We start from the raw sequence: 16,973 nt of genomic DNA on the forward strand, positions 1-16,973 counted from the left end.
GCTCCATCGAGGATGGCATGTACTCGGTTGTCGCGAATGCAGTTGGCGAAAGGGAAAGGGGCTGTCGCGCATTTTGGGGTGGAAGGGGGACAGGGGCGTCCCGATGCTGATTGCTCAATGATACAAGGACCCATTGATGGCACCACCGCCGCCTACCCTGTCAATTTCTTCCAATCCTTCGGGCGGCGCCTGCGCGAGCATATCGCTCTGTCGCATCTGAACGAGCAGCACCAAGGAATTCACTGCATGAGTCCCGCAACCAATGGCTTCCTACTCTCCCTTTCGCTATGCCTCGACATCGGCATCGTCAATATCGCGATGATGACGGCCGCGATGCAACGCGGCTACTGGACCGGCTTCTGGCTCGGAATGGGCTCATGTATCGGCGATCTGATCTACGCGATTCTCGCCTTGGCGGGCATGACAGCGTTATCGCAGTTTTCCGCAGTCAGATGGGGGATGTGGCTCGGCGGGACGGTCGTTCTCGTGGTCCTCGCGGTAAAAATGGGGATCAGCGCGTTCCGATCCGTTCGCTGCGCATCGCACAGCGAACCCGAGATCAACGGCACGCATTGCCAGCAACTGTTAAAGGGGGCATTGCTGGCGCTGTCCTCGCCCTCGGCGATCGTCTGGTTTGCCGCGGTCGGTGGTGCGTTGATCGCGCAATCGGCAATGCAGGGTTGGAAATCGACCGGTCCGTTTCTCGCAGGCTTCTTTGTCGCGGGCGTCGCATGGACTTGCGCGCTATGCTTGATCGCGAGGGCGGGCGGAAAGGCTTTCGGTACCAAAGCGTTATCGTTCTGCTATCTCGCCTCAGCCACACTGTTCGTTTTTTTTGCGTGGCAAGTCGTTTCCTCGGGCTATCGCACGCTCATTCTCGGTTTGCCGGTTTGACGAAGCGTGCGGGTTCGGCAAACCGCAGCGGACTCACGCCGAGCACTTTCCTGAACGCGTTGATGAAGTGGCTTTGATCAAAAAAGCCCAGTTCAAACGCGACGTCTTGTACGGGGACGCCGCGACGCAATCGATTCCGGGCTTCCATCAACCGAAGCTGCATGTGGTACTTCGCGGGCGTCATCCCCATTGCAGCTTTAAATCGGCGGATCAGTTGATACTTGTTCAGGTTCGCGACGCAAGACAGCGTGTCCAGCACGACCGGTGCGGCAAGATGCGCTTTCATGTACTCGAGCACCGGTCTCAATTCGCCAGCAAGGAGCGAGGGTCGAGCCGCATCGGCAACATGAGCGTGCCCGTCTGACATCAACAGCGCCGCTACGAGTTCAACCATCGCGGCTTCAAACCCGGCTCCGCCGTCGTCTCGTATCGCCTGAAAGGCAGCGAGAATATGCCGATACAAGCTCGGGCAGGAAATCACTCCCTGCGCCAGGACGGGAGGCGACGACCGCGAGAGCCAACCGTTCTCGTGTCCGATTCCGACCAGTCTTTCGCAATCGATATAGATGGAAATAAACTCGGCGTCGCCCGCATCGCAATCGAAGCTCGAAGACTGCAGCGCTTGCGGGTTATAAACCGTGACCATGCGTTCGGTCACACGTAGCTTCTTGCCGTCGAGGCAGATATTTTCGCAGCCCGACAGATTTGCGCTAACAACGTATTCGGCGTGAGTGTGAAGAGGGAAGGACGCGTGAACACTGGCACGAATTCGCGCCAGCTCCACGCCGTTAGACCGATAGAACTCTTCCAGTGCAAGCGTCATAGGTATGCGTGGGCCACGGTGTCGCCTGTGTCGACTAACGAGGATCCAAGGATACCAACGAACTTTTTTGGGACGGCTCTTTGTTCGGCTAGGGTGGCCGTGTCAGGTCAGACGAAGTCGGCGGCATCGCGCCTCAATCACACCAAATCCTCCAAATCAATGCGTAATTCCATTTACCGTTTGGAAATGCAATTCCAATAAATCCGCTGTGAATCGCATTGATTTAAGCGGCATAACGTAAAGATTTAGAGAAATAATTTGTAACTGAACGTTGACACGCTAACGTTTGCCCAACTAATCTACCGCCATCGTAAGCTGATAGTTATCAGAGGATAAGCGCGTCAGGGTTCGCACGCGCCAATAAGCAGCATACGAGCCCACAGGCACGCAGCGCTCGCGGCGTGCTGAGCCGTCACGTCGTAGCAATTCTTGAGTTCATCGTTTTAAAGCGTTCATATCGGTATTAAAAGCCGAGGATTGCGTGCGCCTTTTAATAGCGATTTTTCATTCACCATCTGGTGCGTGGGGAAGATCTTTTGTCAAAAATTATTCAATAACAAAAACAACCGGCCACACATTTTTAAAGCAGTTTTTTCCGGACAGGGACGAACAATGCGTACACATTCTCGGTTGAAGATGGCGTGTCTGCTGCTAGCGGGCACGCTGGCGTTGAGCGCGTGCGGGGGAGGAGACGATGCCTCCGGCATTGCGTCGAACAACGCGCAGGTCAACGGTGCGGCAGCTTCGACAGCCGCCTCTCAGCCCGCTCTGCCGGCACCGGCCGCGCCCGTCGCCGCAGACAAGACGATCAAGAAAACCGTGAAGCCGGTCGAGCTGCCCGACACCGTGCAGCCGGTCAACTACCGGCTCTGGTTCCGCCCGAATCCCGAGCTGTCCACGTTCGACGGCCGTGCGGACGTCGACATCCAGGTCAAGAAAAAGGTCAACTACATTGAAGTGGCCGGCCACCGCATCAAGTTCGTCAATGGCAAGACCATTCTGCAGCCCGGCAATATCGAACTGATCGCCACGCCGCAGGACGACGGCGACTTCTACCAGCTGCGCCCCGCGAGCGGCCAGATTCCCGCCGGCGAATACTCGCTGCATATGGAGTGGTCGGGCATCATCAACTTCAAGACCTACGACGATCCCGCGACCCAAACGGGCGGAAGCTGCGGCGACGACAAGTACCCCGGCTGCTCCGCGGCAGAAGGCGTGTTCCGCGTCGACCTCAAGGCAACCGATGGCTCGACGAGCGGCGCGATTCTCACGCAAGGCGAAAGCAACCTCGCGCGGCAATGGTTTCCGGGCTGGGACGAGCCCGCGTTCCGGCCGACCTACGAAGTGTCGGCGGAAGTGCCGCAGAACTGGCGCGTCGTGTCGAACGCGGCCGAGCTGCCGTCCGTCAACGTCGATAGCGGCTACAAGCGCGTGTCGTTCGAAAAGACGCCGCCGATGCCGTCGTATCTGCTGTTCTTCGGCGGCGGCCAGTTCGACATCCTCGAAGACGACTTCGCGAATCCGCTCGCGAACGGCAAGAATCTGCACCTGCGCATCTTCGCGCCGCCCGGCATGCGCGACTGGGCCTTTCCCGCGATGCAGCAGACGAAGCAGGCCCTCGACTTCTACTATCGCTATACAGGCATCTCGCTGCCGCTGACGAAGTTCGACACCGTTGCCGCAAACGACGCCTTCAAGGAGCAGAAGGACCTGAATTTCGGTGGCATGGAGAACTGGGGCGCCATTCTCGAATTCGCCGACGACATCCTGCCGCCTCCGGGTACACCGATGTCCGATTACGGCGTCACGGTGCTCACGCACGAAGCCGCGCACCAGTGGTTCGGCGATCTCGTCACGCTCGACTGGTGGGACGACGTCTGGATGAACGAATCGTTCGCCACGTTCTTCGAGAACAAGACGAAGATCCTGTTCTTCCCGGATCGCTTCAACTGGGTCGACGAAGTGAGGACGAAGTACGCCGTGATGTCGCGCGACCTCGGCGCGAACGCGTTCCCGGTGCAGCCGAACTTCAACGACTGGGCATCGAACGACTTCGTGCTGAGCGCGAGCCCGTTCACGTACGACAAGGGCGGCATCGTGCTGAAGATGCTCGAGAACTACCTCGGTGAAGGCGTAATGCGCAAAGGGCTGCAGTCGTACCTGACCGACTATTCGTTCGGCAACACGACGCCCAGGCGCCTGTGGAACGAGCTGTCGAAGGCGAGCGGCCAGTCGATGGTGGATATCGGCGACAGCTTCGTGCGTCAGACGGGTGTGCCGCTGATCACGCTCGATACGCAGTGCGACCTGACGAGCAATCAGACGGTCGTCTCGCTGAAGCAAGCACCGTATCCGAACAAGAACCCGTATCCGGGCATTCAATGGACGGTGCCGCTGACGCTCGCCTATGGTGACGGCCTCATGCGGCGCAAGACCGTCGCGTTGAAGGACACGCAGATGCAGGTTCGCCTGAATGGATGTTCGGCCGTCGTTGCGGACCCGAGCGGACTCGACTACTACGTGACGAACTATGGCGATAACGCGTGGAGTCAGCTACTCGCGCAAAGCAGCGCGTTGACGGACCCGGTACTGCTGACGAACCTCCAGATGGAAGCGAAGATGCTCGTGAACTCGGGCCTCGCGAATCCGACGCGTGCGACGACGATCGGTTCGATCACGCCGCCTGCAACCGCAACTGCGCGTAGCCTGATGCTGAAGGTGCCGCAAGCTCAACCGCAGGTACAACGTCCGCTGCTGCGCTACCAGGGCAAGCTCAAGCCGCGTATCCAGACCGAGTAAGAGCAAGGCGGCACGGCGCCGCCGTTTCGATCGTCATGCACGCGTGTGCGGATCGGAACGGCGGCGCGTTCGCGTGCGGCGCTGCGTGCGCGCAGCAAACACCGGCAGCTTTTCCTCGATCCACCTGACCAGCTCCAACGGACCTGCCGCAAGCGGCCGTCCTTGCTTGACGATCAGTCTCGCGTGCGTCGCCTCGAACAGCGGATGCCTGATTGGCAGCGCCGTCAATTCGCCCCCGGCAATCTCGCGATACGCGGCAAACTCGCCGATCAATGTAACGAACTCTCCTGCCGTGACGACGCGTTTCAACGCCGTCAGCGAGTTGGTCGCCAGCGCCGGCCGAAGTTCGATGTTCTCCGCGACTTCGAGCATTTTCACGACGTGCCCGATGCCGAACGTCGACGGCATGACCGCAAGTGGCCACGCGCGCAAATCGTCGACGCTCGCCGCGCGCTTTTGCAACGCGAGCGGATGATCGCTGCGAAGCAACAGCACCACCGGTTGCGCCGAACTCGCGCGATACGCGATCTGCGCATGCGGCGGCGGATTGTAGGCAAGCCCGATATGCGCGCGGCTCTGCGCGACCTCTTCGAGAATCGCATCGACGGCAAGCATGTTCATCGCGATGTCGAGCTTCGGGTATTGCGCGCAAAAAGGAATCAGCACCTCGTCGACGAGCGTATCGACGAACCCCTCGCTGACGGCGATCTCGATGTGCCCCGTCTGCAGCCCTTTCAACGCATGCAGCCGATCTTCGAGCTTCTCCTGTTGCGACCGGTATCCATGCCAGAACTCGAGCAGATGCGCGGCCGCTTCGGTCGGCCGCACGCCGCGCGCTTGACGCTCGAAAAGCAGCGTGCCTAGCTCTTCTTCGAGCAGCCTGATCTGCCGCGTGATCACGGAAGGCGACGTGTTCAGATGGTCGGCCGCGCCTCGAATCGTGCCGTGCGTCAGCACTTCGTTGAAATAGCGCAGCCGTTGCTGGTTGATCTCTCGCATCGAACGTCCCTCGAATTCAGGTGAAGCTTCCAGTTATGTGCGTTGCCCACAGAGCAACGATATGTGAACTTTGTTGCTCTTGCTAGTCGTCATTCGGGCTGCGAAGATCCGTCTCTAGCGGTGACGGCCGGTTCCGGTACCGTCTGTGTCGGAGGATTGCGCCGATACATCGGGAAATAAACCGGGCGTTCCTTTTGGCTATAAACGCAGCATTTCTGCTTCCGGCTCGATGGTGATGGGCGATCATCCAACCGGTTCTGCCGAGCAGTCGATTCTTTAACGAAATCCGGGGCGCGCCACTCGCTGCGCGCGGCGCTTCCCGAACACCCCTTATCAGAGGAATGGTCATGTCCGATACCGTGAATGTTCGCCGCCGCCGGCTGCTTGGCACTACACTCGGCACCACACTCGCGGGCTTGAGCCTGCTCGAACTCGGTCTCGGCGACCTCGCTCACGCCGCGCAGCCGAAGCACGCGGCCGCGAGCAATGCGTCGTTCGATTCGATCCAGCAGATCGACGCAGGTGTGCTGAATATCGGCTACGTGGACGCCGGGCCGAAGGACGGCCCCGCCGTTTTCCTGCTGCACGGCTGGCCGTACGACATCTACAGCTTCGTCGACGTCGCGCCGATTCTCGCGTCGCACGGCTATCGCGTGATCATTCCGTATCTGCGCGGCTACGGCACGACGCGCTTCCTCGCGGCCGATACGCCGCGCAACGGTCAGCAGGCGGTCGTCGCGGTGGACATCATCGCGTTGATGGATGCGCTCAAGATCGATCAGGCCGTGTTCGCCGGCTACGACTGGGGCGGCCGCACGTGCGACGTCATCGCGGCGCTGTGGCCGGAACGATGCAAGGCGCTCGTTTCGGTGAGCGGCTATCTGATCGGCAGCCAGGAAGCAAACCGCAAGCCGCTTCCGCCGAAGGCCGAACTCGCGTGGTGGTATCAGTTCTACTTCACGACCGAGCGTGGCCAGGCGGGCTACGCCGCGAACACGCACGACTTCAACAAGCTGATCTGGCAACTCGCGTCGCCGAAATGGCACTTCAGCGATGCGACGTACGACCGCTCGGCGAAGGCATTCGACAATCCGGACCACGTCGCGATCGTGATTCACAACTACCGCTGGCGTCTGGGCCTCGCGCAGGGCGAGGCGAAATACGACGACCTCGAAAAGCGCCTCGCGGCATTCCCGACCGTCTCCGTGCCGACCATCACGATGGAAGGCGATGCGAACGGCGCGCCGCATCCGGAGCCGTCCGCGTACGCAAAGAAGTTCACGGGCAAATATCAGCACCGCACGATCAGCGGCGGCATCGGGCACAACCTGCCGCAGGAGGCGCCAAAGGCTTTTGCCGATGCGATTTTGCAGGTGCAGCACATTTGATGTCGATGTGAATAGCGAGGCTAGCCAGGCGCGATGCGGCGGCGCGGGATGCGTGAAATCACGTGTGTTCCGCCCCCGCACCGGCGAGTTGCGATGGCGGAAAACCGAGCGCATTCCTGAACATCGTCGTGAACGCAGGCGGGTTGGCGTAGCCGACTTCGATCGCCACATCGGCCAACGGCACACCACGGCCGATCAGGTCGAGCGCACGGGCGAGCCGCAGTTGCCGGCGCCACGTCCCGAAGCTCGTATCGAGCTCCGTATGAAACAGCCGCGCAAGCGTGCGCGCGCTGGCGCCGACGAGCGGCGCCCATTGCGCGAGTGTCCGGTCGGTACCGGGCTCCTCCATCATCGCGACGCATAGGGCTCTGAGCCGCCGCTCCGTCGGCAACGGCAGACCGAGCGGCAACGTAGGCGCCTCGCGTATTTCTTCGACAAGCAACACCATCGCGGCGTGGCGCCGCCTCTGCTGACGCACGGCATCGTCTGCAAGCGCGTTGGCGAGCTCGCGCATCAATGGACTGACTTCGATCACCGCGCATGCGTCGAGCGGCAGCGATAGCGCGTGAGGTTCGACATACATCACATGGAAATCCACATCGCCGAGCATCACCACTTCATGTTCGATGCCAGGCGGAATCCAGACGGCGCGGTAGCGCGGCACGATCCACATCATGCCGGGCACACTGACGCGCACGCTGCCTTTGTGAGGACACACGAGCTGCCCCCACGCGTGCGTGTGCCACTCGATCACGCCATCCGCGGGCGGAACGCGCAGATGGACGATCACCGGCTCGGCGGGCGTTGGCTTGTGCTTCGGATACGGATCGTACGCAGTGCGCTGGCGTGGCATGAAAACGTAAGTTTTTGGCCTGGAAACGATTTGATGCCATTCTAAATCGGTCTACGATGGGCAGATCGAATATAAAGCGGGAGACTTCCATGCGCGACGCGCAAAGGGCCGTCGTCGAAAACAGGCGATGGAACGGCGAACGCATCGGCACGGCCGTCGTGCTACTCGTGCTGATTGCGGCGCTGGGAGCGACGCGGCACGTGTCGCCCATTCACGGCTTTACGCCCGCCACCTTCCGCGCAGCGGTGCTAGTGGTCTTCACCGTGACGAGCTGGGCGCTCGGTCTCTTCAAGGAGCCAGTCACAACGCTGGTGTTCTTTCTGTTCGGCGTGCTATTTGCCGTCGCGCCGCCGGAAACGTTGTTTAGCGGCTTTACGTCACCGGCATGGTGGCTCGTGTTCGGCGGCAGCATCACGGGCGTCGCGGTGCGCACGACAGGGCTCGCGCAGCGCCTGAGCGACAAGCTGTTGTCGATGCGCGCGGACACGTATCGACACTACGTTGCAGTCGTCGTTCTGGCCTCAGTGGGTCTTGCGTTCGTGATGCCGTCGACGACCGGCCGCATTCTGATCCTCACGCCGATCGCGCTCGTGCTGGCTGACCGCCTCGGCCTGGGGTACGGCCGCCGGGGCCGTACCGGCATTGTGATGGCCGTCGCGGCGGGGAGTTATATGCCGTCCACTTCCGTGCTTCCCGCCAATGTTCCGAACTCGGTGTTGCTCGGCGCGGCCGAGCAACTCTATGGCGTGAAGCTTCAATACGCGCCGTATCTGCTGCTTCATTTCCCGCTGCTCGGCGCGGTCAAAACCGTCTTGATTATCGTGTTGATCTGCTGGCTGTATCCCGACACGATCGATAAGACGGCGCTCGCCGAGCGGTCCGTGAAGCCGTTTTCGTCTTCGGAAAAGATGCTGAGCGCGGTACTCGCGCTGTCGCTGCTGTTTTACGCGACCGATTTCTGGCACGGCATTTCACCGGCATGGGTGAGCCTTGCTGCGGGCGTCGCATGTCTGCTGCCGCAAACCCGCATCATGTCGACGCAAGAATTCAATCAGGGTATGCATATCGCGCCGCTGGTCTACGTCGCGGGATTTCTTGGCCTTGGCGCGTTGATTACGCAGAGCGGGTTAGGGCAGTGGGCCGCGCATCTGTTGCTCGACGCGACGCATATGGAGCCCGGACACCCGATCGAAAACGTCGCGCTGATCGTCGCGATCGGTTCCGCGATCTCGATGCTCACGACCTTGCCCGCATTACCTGCGGTGCTCACTCCGTTAGCGGGCCAGCTCGCCCATGCAAGCGGACTTTCGCTGTACACCGTCCTGATGTTGCAGGTGCCGGCATTCTCGACGGTGTTCTTGCCCTACCAGTCGCCGCCGATGATGATCGCGATGCATATGGGCGGCGTGTCGCTAAAGGATGGCGCGCGCCTATGTCTCGTACTTGCGGCTATCACGATCGTTGTGGTGTTGCCGCTGGATCTTTTGTGGTGGCGCGTGCTCGGCGCGCTGCCGTAATACTTTCAGATTGAAAGTGCCTCTTCGATGCACGCGAGCAGGTTTCATGCGCCGCAGATCGCAGCTTATGTTTTCCCGCATGAAACCGTCGATCGCACTTCTAACGCAAGCATTCAAAGAGTAGTCTCCTGCTAAAGCCTTCCCCACTCGATCCCAATTCGGAGGAGACACCGATGGATCTTGAAGCTCGCACCATGAAGCGCGTGATGTCCCGGCTCGTGCCGTTCCTGATCGTATGCTATTTCGTTGCGTATCTGGACCGCGTGAACGTTGGGTTTGCAGCTTTGCAGATGAACAAGGATCTCGGTTTTTCGGCGTCGCAATTCGGCTTTGGCGCTGGCGTTTTCTTCATTGCCTATTTTTTCTTCGAAGTCCCATCGAATCTGCTGCTCGAGCGTTTCGGCGCGCGGCGATGGATTGCACGCATCATGTTCACGTGGGGCATCGTGGCGGCGGCCATGGCCTTTATCCCACACATTTCCCAATATACGGGCATGTCCAACACCAGCGTGTTCTATGGACTGCGTGTGCTACTCGGTATTGCCGAAGCGGGCTTCTTCCCCGGCATTATTTTCCTGCTGACGCTATGGTTTCCCGCTGTCTATCGAGGTCGAGTGGTCGGCTACTTCATGGCGGCGATTCCGCTTTCCACCGTGATCGGTGCGCCGATTTCGGGCGCGCTGCTGTCGCTCGATGGGCACGCGGGTCTCGCGGGCTGGCAATGGCTGTATCTGCTCGAAGCTTTGCCCGCGCTGCTGCTCGCGTTCGTCGTGTATTTCTATCTGACCGACAAGCCGTCGGATGCGCATTGGCTCGCCGCCGACGAGCGCGATTGGCTCGTGACGCGCCAGGCCGAGGAGCGCAAGCATCGTGAGGCTGTGCGTGCGTTCAGCGTGACGCAGGCGCTGTTCAATCCGCGCGTGCTCGCCATCGCGCTGATCTATTTCGGTGCGAATGCAACGAACTATGGCTTGAGTTTTTTTCTGCCGCAGATCGTCAAGTCGTTTGGTCTTAGCAACGTGCAAACCGGTTTTGTCACGTCGCTACCGTACGTCGTCGGCGTGATCAGCATGATCGTGTGGGGGCGTCATTCGGACCGCAAGCTCGAGCGCAAACGTCACGTCGGCATCGCGCTGCTTGTCGCGGCCGCCGGCATCGCCGCATCCGCGGGGCTCGACAATCCGGTGCTGAAAATGATCGCGTTGTCGATTGCGGGGTTTGGCATTTTCGGTTGTCTGCCCGTTATCTGGACCTTGCCTGCGGCATTCCTGTCGGGCGCAGCCGCGGCTGGGGGTATCGCTGCGATCAATTCGCTGGGCAACCTCGCCGGCTTCTTCGGCCCGTATGCGATGGGCTGGATCAAGGACAGCACCGGCGGTTTCGGCGCGGGCCTGATTTGCCTTGCAGGCGCGGGGCTCGTCGGGATGGCCGCGGCGCTGCTGCTCCATCACGATCGGGCGCTCGAAGCCGCGACGAACGGCGAGCTCGACGCGCACGAGGAAGGAAGCGTCGTGCGGCCCTGACACATAACGACACGAGCGCATGCGATAGCACAGTGATGGCGCTATCGCATCGCTGCCCGATGTTTGGCGCGCAACGATGCTATAGCAATCGGTTGTGGCACCGGCTTTCCGGATGGCGATTCGATCGCAATCGACGCACGCATCATGCACATGTCATAACATGTTATAATGGCGTTGCTGGCGGGAGTCAGCTGCTTCTGGTGCGCTGGCTCCCGGCAGCGCCTCCATCGTCGTTCACCTACCGTCAACCCATTGCGGCGCACGATGAGTCTCACCACTACACTCTGGCTGTTCTTCGCGGGCCTTGGCTCGAGCGCGCTCGGCGGCATGCTCGGCATGGCAAGCGGGCTCTTTATCGTGCCCATGCTCGTCGTGTTGTTCCACTTCGACCTGCATGTGGCGGTCGGCGCGAGCATCGTGTCCGTCATCGCGTGTTCATGCGGCGGCGCTGCCGATTTCTTGCGGCACGGCCTGACCAATGTGCGTCTCGCGCTGGTGCTCGAGACCGGCACGACGCTCGGCGCGTTGACCGGCGTGCTGGTGGCGGGCCTGATTCCGGTAGTCGCGCTCGATTTCCTGTTCGCGATAGTTCTGCTGGTGTCCGCCTGGCAGATGTATCTGCGCCGCACGGATCCGGTGGCCGGGGCAATGCCGGTGTCGCGCGGCGGTCTCGCTGCCGCGCTCGATCTGCATTCGAGCTATCGCGATCCGCGTCTGAACCGCGATGTCGCCTACGAAGTGCGGCGCGTGCCAGCCGGTCTTTCGCTGATGTACGTCGCGGGCCTCGTGTCCGCACTGCTGGGCATCGGCAGCGGCATCCTCAAGATTCCTGCGATGGACCACGCACTGCGGCTGCCGATCAAGGTGTCCACCGCGACGTCGAATTTCATGATCGGCGTAACCGCGGCCGCGAGTGCGGGTGCGTACTTTCTGCGCGGGGAGATCGTCGGAGCGATCGCGGGGCCGGTTGCGCTGGGCTCGGTCATCGGTGCCGTGATCGGCACACGCGTGCTGATGAAAGTGTCGAACGAAAAACTGCGGCTGCTGTTTTTGAGCGTTCTCGTGCTTGTTGCATGTGCGATGCTGCTGCAGGGATTCGGTATCGATCTCACGGCCCGGGTCGCATGATGAACGCGCCGCGACTGTCCCTTCCCGTGCTCGATCGTTGGCTCGCGATACTGCTTCAGTACGGCACGTGGATCGCGTGCACGGTGATCGGCGCCGGACTCGTGCTGAACGCGGCGGCGGGCGCCGGGATGTTGCAGGCCAAGTATGTGCCGTGGGGCGCCAACGTCATCACGGCGGGCGTCGGCCTGTTCGTGCTGCTGCCGGTTTCGCGCGTCGCGCTGATGCTCGTGGTGTTCGCACGGCAGCGTAACCGTCGATATGCGGCGATCGCGGCAACCGTTCTTGCGATCATCGCGGCAGGCTGCGTGCTCGGGATCCGCCTCGGGCCCGTCGGCGGATAGTCGCTGAAGGCGGCCGCGTAACGTAACATCGCGTGTGCGTAGTACTCGAAGTCGTTGCCGTTGCACGTCATCGTGCGCTCACCTTCCCTTACGATCCGCATTCGACCCATGAATCCAGATACCGTACGTTCTGCTTTCGCGCCCACAGGAAAATTGCGCGCGTCGATCAACCTGGGCAATCCGATTCTTGCGAACCGCCACCCGCAGACGGGTGAGCCAGGCGGCGTGTCCGTCGATCTCGCGCGTGCACTTGCCGGGCGGCTTGGCGTGGAGATCGAACTCGTCGTGTTCGATACGGCCGGCAAGTCCGTCGAGGCCGTGTCCGACGAACGCGCCGACGTCGGCTTCTTCGCGATCGATCCGCTGCGCGGCGCGAGCATCGCATTCACGGCGCCTTATGTGCTGATCGAAGGCTATTACCTCGTGCGCGACGCTTCGCCGATTCGTCGCAACGACGAAGTCGATGTACCGACGAATCGCGTCGCGGTAGGCCTCGGCAGCGCGTATGACCTGTTCCTCACACGGGAACTGAAGCAGGCGACGATCGTACGCGCGCCGAGTTCGCCGGCCGTCGTGCAAACCTTCCTCGATCAGGAACTCGAAGTGGCCGCTGGCGTGAAGCAGCAACTCGAAGCCGACGCCGCGCGCACGTCGGGCCTGCGGCTGCTCAACGAGCGCTTCATGGTGATCCAGCAGGCGATGGGCGTGCCGAAGAGTCGCGGCGACGCCGCCGCCGCGTTCCTTCGCGCCTATGTCGAGGACCAGAAGCGCAGCGGCTTCGTGGCACAGGCGCTCGCGCGTCACGGTATTAACGGCGCATCGGTGGCGCCGGCCGCCTGAGCAGATTTGCCGATTTTCGATAACACCCGGATTTGTGGCTGCCTAGCATCGGCTGATGCGTGCGCGTCTGCGGTTCGCCGTCCGAACCGCGACGGACGCCCATCTCAGGGAGCCCATGATGAAATCCGAGTCGAAATCGCAGCATGCCGGCGCCGTTACGCATCACGAACTGAAGCAGACCTTAGGGACCTGGCAGCTATGGGGCATTGCGGTCGGCCTCGTGATCTCCGGTGAATACTTCGGCTGGAGCTATGGCTGGGCGAGCGCCGGCACGCTCGGGTTCGTGATTACCGCGATCTTTATCGCGGCGATGTACACGACGTTCATCTTCAGCTTTACCGAACTCACCACGTCGATTCCGCATGCCGGCGGCCCGTTCGCCTATGCGCGGCATGCGTTCGGACCGACGGGCGGTTTTCTGGCGGGCGCGGCCACGCTCGTCGAATTCGTCTTTGCACCGCCGGCCATTGCGCTTGCGATCGGCGCATATCTACACGTTCAATTTCCGGGGCTCGAGCCGAAGCATGCGGCAATGGGCGCGTATCTCGTGTTTATGGCGCTGAACATCGCGGGCGTGCAGGTGGCGGCGACGTTCGAGCTATGCGTGACGCTGCTCGCGATCTTCGAGTTGCTCGTGTTCATGGGCGTCGTGTCGCCGGGATTTCAATGGGCGAACTTCGCGAAGGGCGGCTGGGCAGGCGCCGATCACTTTTCGCCTGGCGCGTTCCATGGCATGTTCGCCGCGATTCCGTTTGCGATCTGGTTCTTCCTCGCAATCGAAGGCGTCGCAATGGCGGCCGAAGAAGCAAAAAACCCGAAGCGCTCGATTCCGATCGCGTACGTAACCGGCATTCTGACGCTCGTTGCACTCGCTGTCGGCGTGATGGTTTTCGCAGGCGCGGCCGGCGACTGGACCAAACTGGCGAATATCAACGACCCGCTGCCGCAGGCGATGAAATACATCGTCGGCGCGAACAGCGGCTGGCTGCATATGCTCGTGTGGCTCGGCCTGTTCGGACTGGTCGCGTCGTTTCATGGAATCATCCTCGGCTACTCGCGGCAAATCTTTGCGCTTGCGCGAGCCGGATATCTGCCCGAATGGCTCGCGAAAGTGCACCCGCGTTTCAAGACGCCGCACCGCGCGATTCTCGCGGGCGGCGTGGTCGGCATCGCGGCCATCTATAGCGACGAACTGATTCAATTCGGCGGCCAGACGCTGACGGCGAACATCGTGACGATGTCGGTGTTCGGCGCGATCGTGATGTACATCGTCAGCATGCTGGCGCTCTTCAAGCTGCGGCGTGTCGAACCGGACATGGAGCGGCCGTTCCGCGCCCCGCTGTTTCCGTATTTCCCGGCGTTCGCGCTGTTTGCCGCGGTCATTTCGCTCGCGACGATGGTGTATTTCAATCTGCTCGTCGCGGTCGTGTTCGTCGCTTTTCTGCTGCTTGGGTACGGGTATTTCCTCATGACGCGGCATCAGCGGGAAGCGGCTCCTATCGACGCGTTGATCGAGGAGTGATCGGGCTGCATTTGCGGCGCGGTGCCCGCGCGCAGTGGCTTGCCGGCGAAACGCGTGACGCCTCCGGCATTTGGCGCTATCGTGGGGACATCGCCGTCATGGACGGGGCAGATCGCACGGCGCCGGCCGATGCCAGACAGGGAATGCAACGATGAGCTACACGGAGACGATCGGCGCGCGCTGCTACCGCTTCGCCGACCTGAAGACCTTGCTCGCGAAAGCGAGCCCGCTGCGCTCCGGGGACCAGCTCGCCGGCGTGGCGGCGGCGAGCGAAGAGGAACGCGTCGCCGCAAAAATGGCGCTTGCCGACGTGCCGCTGCGCACATTTCTCAACGAAGCGCTGATTCCCTACGAAAGCGACGAAGTTACGCGCCTGATCGTCGATACGCATTCGCCCCATGCCTTCGCCGGGATCTCGCATCTGACTGTCGGCGACTTTCGCAACTGGCTGCTCGCGACGAGCACGGATTCGGATGCGCTCGAACGCGTCACTGCGGGCCTCACTCCTGAGATGGTCGCTGCGGTGTCGAAGCTGATGCGCAACCAGGATCTGATCGTCGCGGCGCGCAAACGGCCGGTCGTCACGCGTTTTCGCAGCACGATCGGCCTGCCCGGCCGCCTGTCCGTGCGTCTGCAGCCGAACCATCCGACCGACGACGTCAAAGGCATCGCCGCTTCGATGCTCGACGGCCTGATGTACGGCTGCGGCGATGCGGTGATCGGCATCAACCCGGCGTCGGATAGTCTCGCCGCGATCACGAAGCTGTTGCAGATGATCGACGACTTCCGTCAGCGTTATCAGGTGCCGACGCAATCGTGCGTGCTGACTCACGTGACGAACACGGTTGCGGCGATCGAAAGGGGTGCACCGGTGGACCTTGTTTTCCAGTCGATCGCGGGCACTGAAAAAGCCAACGCGAGCTTCGGCATTTCGCTTGCGCTGCTGCAGGAAGCATACGAAGCCGCGCTTTCGCTCAAGCGCGGCACGGTCGGCGACAACGTGATGTATTTTGAAACGGGACATGGCAGTGCGCTTTCCGCAAACGCGCATCACGGTATCGATCAGCAGACCTGCGAAGTGCGCGCGTATGCGGTTGCGCGCAAGTTCAAGCCGCTTCTGACGAACACGGTGGTCGGCTTTATCGGACCCGAGTATCTGTACGACGGCAAGCAGATCACGCGCGCAGGTCTTGAAGACCACTTCTGCGGCAAGCTGCTCGGCGTGCCGATGGGCTGCGATATCTGTTACACGAACCACGCCGAAGCCGATCAGGACGACATGGACAACCTGCTGACGCTGCTCGGCGCCGCCGGCGTCAACTTCATCATGGGTATTCCGGGCGCGGACGATGTGATGCTCAACTATCAGAGCACGTCGTTTCACGATTCGCTGTATCTGCGCGAAGTGCTCGGCTTGCGGCGCGCGCCGGAGTTCGAAGCATGGCTCGAGTCGATGCAGATCACGGACGCACGCGGCGCGCTGCTGAACAGCGCCGCAGCGCGGCAGCCGCTGCTCGAAGGCGCGCGCGAATGGGTTGGGGCGGCGCCATGAGCGACCCTGTCGAGAAAAATCCGTGGGACGCATTGCGCGCCTTCACCCCTGCACGCATCGCATTGGGCCGCGCCGGCAACAGCGTGCCGACGGCGCCGCTGCTCGCGTTCAACCTGTCGCATGCGCAAGCACGCGATGCGGTTCATCATCCGCTCGACGCCGACGCGCTGCATCGGCAATTGCGCGAGCATGGCTTCGCCGCGACGCTCGACGTTCACAGTGCGGCGCCGGATCGTGAACACTATTTGCGACGGCCCGATCTCGGGCGCAGGCTGTCCGACGAGAGTCGCGGTCTGTTGGCGAAGGCTGCGGGCGCATCGCAGCCCGATGTCGTGTTCGTGGTCGCCGACGGGCTCTCCGCAGTTGCGGCGGCGAAGCAATCCGTTCCGATGCTGCGAGCGATTCACGCAAGGCTGCAGCAGGACTGGGAGATGGGCCCCGTGGTGGTGGCTCGTCAGGCGCGGGTTGCTTTGGGCGATGAAATCGGCCAAATGCTGCGCGCGCGGATCGTCGTCATGCTGATCGGCGAGCGGCCCGGCCTCAGCTCGCCGGACAGTCTGGGCATTTACCTGACCTACGCGCCGAAGGTCGGCTGCAGCGACGCGCAGCGCAACTGCATTTCCAACGTGCGCCCCGAAGGGCTGAATTTCGACGCGGCTGCGCACAAGCTCCACTATCTGCTCACGCATGCGCGTCGTCTGGGATTGACCGGTGTCGGACTAAAAGACGAAAGCGACGCGTTGCTCGACGCCACTGCGGCGGCCGGCAACGCCTCGCTTGCCGGCGGACGGTAG

14 protein-coding genes are annotated in these 16,973 nt (G+C 61.7%); 11 read left to right on the top strand and 3 right to left on the bottom strand.

Annotated features, from left to right (window positions below; genetic code table 11):
• Window positions 1-36 precede the first annotated feature (36 nt).
• Window positions 37-894: a LysE family translocator gene (locus BTO02_RS00975; RefSeq protein WP_332262253.1), complete on the top strand. Its 858-nt coding sequence runs from the start codon at window positions 37-39 to the stop codon at window positions 892-894.
• Here BTO02_RS00975 and BTO02_RS00980 read toward each other — a convergent pair.
• Entirely contained in the window at window positions 872-1,717 is an 846-nt protein-coding gene (locus BTO02_RS00980) for a helix-turn-helix domain-containing protein (RefSeq protein WP_075155430.1), read from the bottom strand. The two genes, BTO02_RS00975 and BTO02_RS00980, sit on opposite strands and share 23 nt — an antisense overlap.
• A 612-nt stretch (window positions 1,718-2,329) precedes the next feature.
• Between BTO02_RS00980 and BTO02_RS00985 the strand changes: the two genes are divergently transcribed.
• On the top strand, window positions 2,330-4,516 hold the full coding sequence (locus tag BTO02_RS00985; RefSeq protein ID WP_075155431.1) for a M1 family metallopeptidase: 2,187 nt from the start codon (window positions 2,330-2,332) through the stop codon (window positions 4,514-4,516).
• A gap of 33 nt (window positions 4,517-4,549) precedes the next feature.
• On the opposite strand, the gene BTO02_RS00990 is transcribed toward BTO02_RS00985, so the two are convergent.
• A complete protein-coding gene (locus BTO02_RS00990; RefSeq protein WP_075155432.1) occupies window positions 4,550-5,515 on the bottom strand; it encodes a LysR family transcriptional regulator in 966 nt (321 codons plus the stop codon).
• 347 nt (window positions 5,516-5,862) lie between these two features.
• Between BTO02_RS00990 and BTO02_RS00995 the strand changes: the two genes are divergently transcribed.
• A complete protein-coding gene (locus BTO02_RS00995) occupies window positions 5,863-6,903 on the top strand; it encodes an alpha/beta fold hydrolase (RefSeq protein WP_075158500.1) in 1,041 nt (346 codons plus the stop codon).
• A 58-nt stretch (window positions 6,904-6,961) separates the two neighbouring features.
• Here the strand turns inward: BTO02_RS00995 and BTO02_RS01000 are convergent, their stop codons facing one another.
• Window positions 6,962-7,756, bottom strand: coding sequence for an AraC family transcriptional regulator (locus BTO02_RS01000; protein ID WP_075155433.1), 795 nt, complete (start codon window positions 7,754-7,756; stop codon window positions 6,962-6,964).
• A gap of 89 nt (window positions 7,757-7,845) precedes the next feature.
• Here BTO02_RS01000 and BTO02_RS01005 point away from each other — a divergent pair, with 89 nt between their 5' ends.
• The 8 genes from BTO02_RS01005 (at window position 7,846) to eutC (ending at window position 16,973) form a co-directional block, all read left to right on the top strand.
• Window positions 7,846-9,273 carry an SLC13 family permease gene (locus BTO02_RS01005; RefSeq protein ID WP_232243417.1) on the top strand — a complete coding sequence of 476 codons (1,428 nt, stop codon included), beginning with the start codon at window positions 7,846-7,848 and terminating at the stop codon, window positions 9,271-9,273.
• A 173-nt stretch (window positions 9,274-9,446) separates the two neighbouring features.
• Window positions 9,447-10,796: an MFS transporter gene (locus BTO02_RS01010; protein WP_075155435.1), complete on the top strand. Its 1,350-nt coding sequence runs from the start codon at window positions 9,447-9,449 to the stop codon at window positions 10,794-10,796.
• Window positions 10,797-11,060: 264 nt separating this feature from the next.
• On the top strand, window positions 11,061-11,924 hold the full coding sequence (locus BTO02_RS01015; protein ID WP_075155436.1) for a sulfite exporter TauE/SafE family protein: 864 nt from the start codon (window positions 11,061-11,063) through the stop codon (window positions 11,922-11,924).
• Window positions 11,921-12,265 (top strand): DUF1634 domain-containing protein, encoded by a 345-nt coding sequence (locus tag BTO02_RS01020; RefSeq protein WP_232243418.1) that lies wholly within the window; start codon window positions 11,921-11,923, stop codon window positions 12,263-12,265. Before BTO02_RS01015 ends, BTO02_RS01020 begins: the two co-directional genes overlap by 4 nt.
• A gap of 108 nt (window positions 12,266-12,373) precedes the next feature.
• Window positions 12,374-13,105 carry an ABC transporter substrate-binding protein gene (locus BTO02_RS01025; RefSeq protein WP_075155437.1) on the top strand — a complete coding sequence of 244 codons (732 nt, stop codon included), beginning with the start codon at window positions 12,374-12,376 and terminating at the stop codon, window positions 13,103-13,105.
• 118 nt (window positions 13,106-13,223) lie between these two features.
• On the top strand, window positions 13,224-14,627 hold the full coding sequence (gene eat / locus BTO02_RS01030; protein WP_075158502.1) for an ethanolamine permease: 1,404 nt from the start codon (window positions 13,224-13,226) through the stop codon (window positions 14,625-14,627).
• Between the two features lie 151 nt (window positions 14,628-14,778).
• Window positions 14,779-16,179: an ethanolamine ammonia-lyase subunit EutB gene (locus BTO02_RS01035; protein WP_075155438.1), complete on the top strand. Its 1,401-nt coding sequence runs from the start codon at window positions 14,779-14,781 to the stop codon at window positions 16,177-16,179.
• Window positions 16,176-16,973, top strand: coding sequence for an ethanolamine ammonia-lyase subunit EutC (eutC, locus tag BTO02_RS01040; protein ID WP_075158503.1), 798 nt, complete (start codon window positions 16,176-16,178; stop codon window positions 16,971-16,973). Before BTO02_RS01035 ends, eutC begins: the two co-directional genes overlap by 4 nt.

Origin of the sequence: Paraburkholderia sp. SOS3, assembly GCF_001922345.1 — a bacterium.
Lineage (GTDB): Bacteria > Pseudomonadota > Gammaproteobacteria > Burkholderiales > Burkholderiaceae > Paraburkholderia.